This is a genomic window from Pseudonocardia xinjiangensis, from assembly GCF_012911925.1.
Lineage (GTDB): Bacteria > Actinomycetota > Actinomycetes > Mycobacteriales > Pseudonocardiaceae > Pseudonocardia > Pseudonocardia xinjiangensis.
On record NZ_JAAXKY010000265.1, the window covers coordinates 1 to 4,390 of the forward strand.

At 72.9% G+C, this 4,390-nt stretch carries 5 protein-coding genes; all 5 read right to left on the bottom strand.

The window, feature by feature from the left end; all coding sequences use genetic code 11:
• Positions 1 to 22: 22 nt before the first annotated feature.
• Entirely contained in the window at positions 23 to 451 is a 429-nt protein-coding gene (locus tag HF577_RS36660; protein ID WP_169400597.1) for a hypothetical protein, read from the bottom strand.
• Positions 452 to 488: 37 nt separating this feature from the next.
• Positions 489 to 1,496, bottom strand: a complete 1,008-nt coding sequence (locus tag HF577_RS36665) for a C40 family peptidase (protein ID WP_169400598.1) — start codon at positions 1,494 to 1,496, stop codon at positions 489 to 491.
• Between the two features lie 15 nt (positions 1,497 to 1,511).
• Positions 1,512 to 2,129 carry a hypothetical protein gene (locus tag HF577_RS36670; protein WP_169400599.1) on the bottom strand — a complete coding sequence of 206 codons (618 nt, stop codon included), beginning with the start codon at positions 2,127 to 2,129 and terminating at the stop codon, positions 1,512 to 1,514.
• The gene (locus HF577_RS36675; protein WP_211175410.1) at positions 2,119 to 4,062 is read right to left on the bottom strand and encodes a hypothetical protein; all 1,944 of its coding nucleotides are present in this window, start codon (positions 4,060 to 4,062) and stop codon (positions 2,119 to 2,121) included. Before HF577_RS36675 ends, HF577_RS36670 begins: the two co-directional genes overlap by 11 nt.
• Positions 4,062 to 4,390 (bottom strand): hypothetical protein (locus HF577_RS36680; protein ID WP_211175411.1); only part of this gene is annotated, 329 nt, incomplete at its 5' end. The genes HF577_RS36675 and HF577_RS36680, both read right to left, overlap by 1 nt.

Genomic DNA, 4,390 nt, shown 5'->3' on the forward strand with positions numbered 1-4,390 from the left:
GGGAACGGGCGACTCGCGGGCTTTACAGGGGGGCGGCCGGGCGGGGCTCGATTCGGCCCCCGGAGGCTGGGGGCAGCGGGTCGGCCACCGGTGCCAGTACGCGGTGGTTCTCCGGGTCGGGCACCACCTCGTCGGCGCTGTTGCGGTACTCCAGCTGTCCGTCCGGGCCGAGGTCGGCCACGTAGCCAGCAGCGGCGAGCTGCTCCTCGTCCAGATCGACCAGCAGCTCCCAGCGGCTCGGCACGACCATGTAGTCGGGCCAGGGCAGGTGGCCGTAGGCGTCGTGCAGGTCGGCGAGCAGCCCGACGAACACCTGCTGCCAGCGCAGCGGCATCGACTGGGCCAGCGACCGCGGCACCACGAGATGGTCGTCGGTGGCGCCCGGTGCGGGCCGGTCGAGGTAGTCCTGCAGTGGCGTGGTGGACGCCGGAACGAAGGGTTCGGGGGGCATTGCTACTCCTGCTCGTACGTGGCCGCCGACCACGACCCTAGGCACGGTTCGGTGTGGTGCCGGGCCGAGTGGCCAGCGGCACGAGCTCCGCATAGTCCCACGGCACCGGCCGCACTCTGACGGATTGTCCGGTGTAGGGCGCCTCCACCATCTGCCCGTTGCCCATGTAGAGCACCACGTGATGAATGGTGGCCGGGTCCGACGGATCGGTGGCGTAGAAGAGCAGGTCACCCGGCTGTGCCTGAGCGACCGGCACGTGGCCACCGGCGTAGAACTGCTGCCTCGACACTCGGGGCAGGTTGATCCCGGCGGCCTGGAAGGCGCGCAGCATCAACCCGGAACAGTCATAGGTGTTGGGTCCGGTCGCACCCCACACGTACGGCTTCCCGACCTCCTTGAGCGCGAAGGCGATGGCCGCGCCGGCTGCGCCTTCGGGAAGCACGCTGGTCTGCCCGCACCCCGCCGGGTCGGACACGTCGGCCAACTGCTTCACGAGATCGGCGGCCAGGCCCTCCCACTTGGCGTACGCGTCAGGGAACGCCGAGCGTTGGACGGTCTGCGCCGCCACCGTGACGGGCATGTCGGCCCACCCCGGCACCGCCAGGAGTCGCTGGATGAAGATCGTGGTGCTGTACGTCGGATCGGTGACCTGGGACGGCGACCCCCAACCTTGGGACGGGCGTTGCTGGAAGAGCCCCAGCGAGTCCCGGTCGCCGTAGTTGATGTTGCGCAGGGTGGACTCCTGCATGGCCGTGGCGAGCGCGACGAGCCACGCCCGCGGCGGGGCCCCCAGGTTGCGGGCGACCTGGATGATCGTGGCGGCGTTGCGCCGCTGGTCGTCGCTCAGGTCGGCGGCCCGCAGCGGCGCCCGGCCACTCGCGAGAGGGCTCGAGTCCAGCCCGGCGTCACACGGTCCGTACGACGCGGACTGGCCGCCTCCCCCGCCCGTGCTGAACGCGATGAAGCCGATGCCCAGGAAGAGACCGAGCGCGGCGGCGATCGCCACGAACGGGACGAGGAGCCGCAGCGGCCGCAGGACGTTCATTGCGTGCCCACGGCGTCACGCCCGGTCGTAGCCGGCGACCCGCCAGCCCTCGGTGTCGGTGTCGACGACGAGGACGACCAGGGTGAGGGCGTCCGTCGGCACCTGGACCTGCACCGAGTGCGGGGCGACCCGCACCGCGCGCGGCTCCCCGGTGACCCGGGTGGCCGGGATGTTGCCCGGGTCGACACCGCTGAGGACCCCCAGATACTCATCGGTCGTGGTGGGCCGGAGGCCGTCGAGCCACGCCTGCGCGGTGGTGCCGGCGGGCGGGCGGACCCAGGCGGCGGACCACCGGGCCGCCACCGAGAGCGCCGCCGCCGGGGCTCGCGAGAGCGGAAGGGTGGTGGGCTCGAGGTCCGGCACAGGGGGGAGCGCCGTCGGAGCGGGAGTCACGGGGACGGCAGCGGATCCCGGGAGCCGGGTAGCGGACGGGGCGGCCCCGGTGGACGACGGCGAGGCGAGCAGGCCTCGGCCTGCCGAGCCTCCTCCGAGGGCGTTGACGCCGATGCTCACCCCGGCTGCCACGGCGATGACGAGGATCCCGGTGACGGCGAGCCGGGCGGGGGACCGGAGAGGCCACTGCCAGATCGACCGATAGGCAGCGGCGCGCCCGCGCGGGGACCTAATCGGCACGGCCGGACCCGCCGCTCGGGCTGTAGGCCGCCGGCGTGGAACGGGGCCGGTAGATGCGGTACACCGGGACACCGTCGACGATCTCGGCACGCACCGGGCGCGCGCCGCCGGGGCGCAACGGCACCGCGTCGGGGCGGCGGTAGATCACGCGCTCGTCGACCTCGCCGGGATCGGCCCAACTCGGCGTTGCTCCCCCGGCACCGACACCGCCGGACCCGGTGGGGAGGGCCGGACGGCGCGCTCCCGGAACGAGCCGCTCCGACGAGGGCACCTCGGCCTCGGTTCGCTGTCGCGGCACCCGCGCGCTCGCCTGGGTGGGAATCCGGATCCCCGGCTCGGCCTCGGGACGCCCGCCGTCCGGGTAGCCGTACGTCGAGGCCGCCCCGCGGCGCTCGTCCCACCACCGGGTCTGCCGGTCCTCGGTCGGTCCACCGCGCACCCGCTGCCAGACGCGGGACATGGGGCCGGCACCGGCACCCGGCACGATTCCCCCGAACTGCTCGCGGGTGAGCGACACCATCGACACGAGGCGCCGGAAGGGGCGGGCGACGGCCCACAGGACCACGGTGACGACCCCCGTGACGAGCAGCGCGAGCCACAGGTCGACGCCGCTGCCCGGCCGGAACAACGACACCACCAGCAGCGCGTGCAATCCGGCGAGAGCCCCCACCACGAGCGTGTTGACGATCGCCGCGCCGGCGACGCGCAACACCGACGGCAGGATGTCGGGCTTGAGAATGGCCACCACCGCGACCGCGGGCGCGGTCATCACCATCAGCCGCAGCAGCAGCATCGCCACCAGCACGAGCACCTTGGAGAGCAGCTGGAACAGCGCGATGCACAACGCCTGCACCACCGCCAGGATCCCGACGCCGATACGGCTGCCGGACTTGCCCTGGAAGTAGGAGTAGCGGTCTCCCATGCGGCCCGCGAGCGCGGCGAAGTCGGCCTTCTTCTGCTCAGCGAGCTGCACCGTGTCGCGCCCCTCGGCGACCTCGGGTTTGGTGAACGTCTGCGCGCGCAGCAGGTCGCGGCCGAGCTCCTTCGCCTGCGGAACATCGGGCGACCCGAACTCACCCCGCAGCCAGTTCTGGTAGATCACCTGGTCGACGAGGACGGTGGGCAGCGTGTCGCGGTCGCCGAGCCCGACCTGCCCGAGGAAGCCCTGCTGCATGTCGGTGACGCCGTTGAGCAGCAGGGGGTCGGCCGCCTTCGCCCAGTCGACCGGCGCCAGGTACGCCGCCGAGCCCACCAACAGGGCGAGCGCCGCGAACGCCGCACGCTGGGTCTGGCGGGCGAGGTCACCGCGCAGCGCGAGCACGAGGAGCAGCACGGCCAGAACGAGCAGCGCGAGGCCGACCCACGTGGTGAACACCGCGTCGTACATCGCCCGCGTGCCGTCGCCGATGAGCTGGTCGAGCGGGGCGAGCAGCTCCCCGCCGTCGGCGATCAGATAATGGGCCCAGTTCACCCCGGCGACGGCGAACTTCGCGACGTTGAAGGTCTGGTTGCCCAGCCAGGTGTCGGTGGAGGTCGCGGGGTTGACCACCGTTCCGGCGCACCCGAGGTCGTAGGTGTACCAGACGAGGCCCGCGTACCCGACCTCGTCGTAGACGCTGCCAGGCTCCCCCACCCCGTAGGTCGGAGGATCGAGCGAACCCACCAGCCCCGTCCCCGGCCGGTCCGGTTCCGGCGACTCCTTGCAGTCCAGCGACTGCGCGAAGGCGGGCTGCCCGAGCAGTATCGAACCGCCGACGAGCCCGGTGACGATCAGCAGTGCGACCCGACGCCGCGGCCTCCCGGTGCGGGGCCGGCGGGTCGGCTCCGCGTGAGCGCGGTCCCGGCGACGACGCCACGAGTCCGCCAGCACGGCGGCAGCCAGCACCAGTGCCACCGGCAGCCAACCTGCGACCGGCGGCAGCCCCCCGGACATCACCGACGGGCCTCCCCGACCGTACGTATGCGGTCCTGGCCGTGGCCGACGGGATCACCGTTGCCATTGCCGTTGTCGGGGTGTCGGTCGTCGGCGCCGGTGTCGACGTCGCCGAGGAGATCGAGTTCCTCGTCATCGAGAAGCTCGTTGGCGCTGCCCGCGCCGTTGCCGTTGACCGGGCCGCCTGCCCGGGTGGACGCACCGGCCACCAGCAGGCCGTCGGGGTCGTCGAGGTCGGCGAACTCCTCGTCGAGATCGTCGCCGAGGTCCTCGGGGGAGCGACGGAGCCCACCGGGGCTGTACAAGGTGTGGCCGGGGGGCACGGGAC

What these genes read in the sequence shown, in the direction of transcription:
- HF577_RS36665 (WP_169400598.1), bottom strand. Translation starts at nt 1,496, where the DNA reads ATGAACGTCCTGCGGCCGCTGCGGCTCCTCGTCCCGTTCGTGGCGATC.
- HF577_RS36660 (WP_169400597.1), bottom strand. Translation starts at nt 451, where the DNA reads ATGCCCCCCGAACCCTTCGTTCCGGCGTCCACCACGCCACTGCAGGAC.
- HF577_RS36675 (WP_211175410.1), bottom strand. Translation starts at nt 4,062, where the DNA reads ATGTCCGGGGGGCTGCCGCCGGTCGCAGGTTGGCTGCCGGTGGCACTG.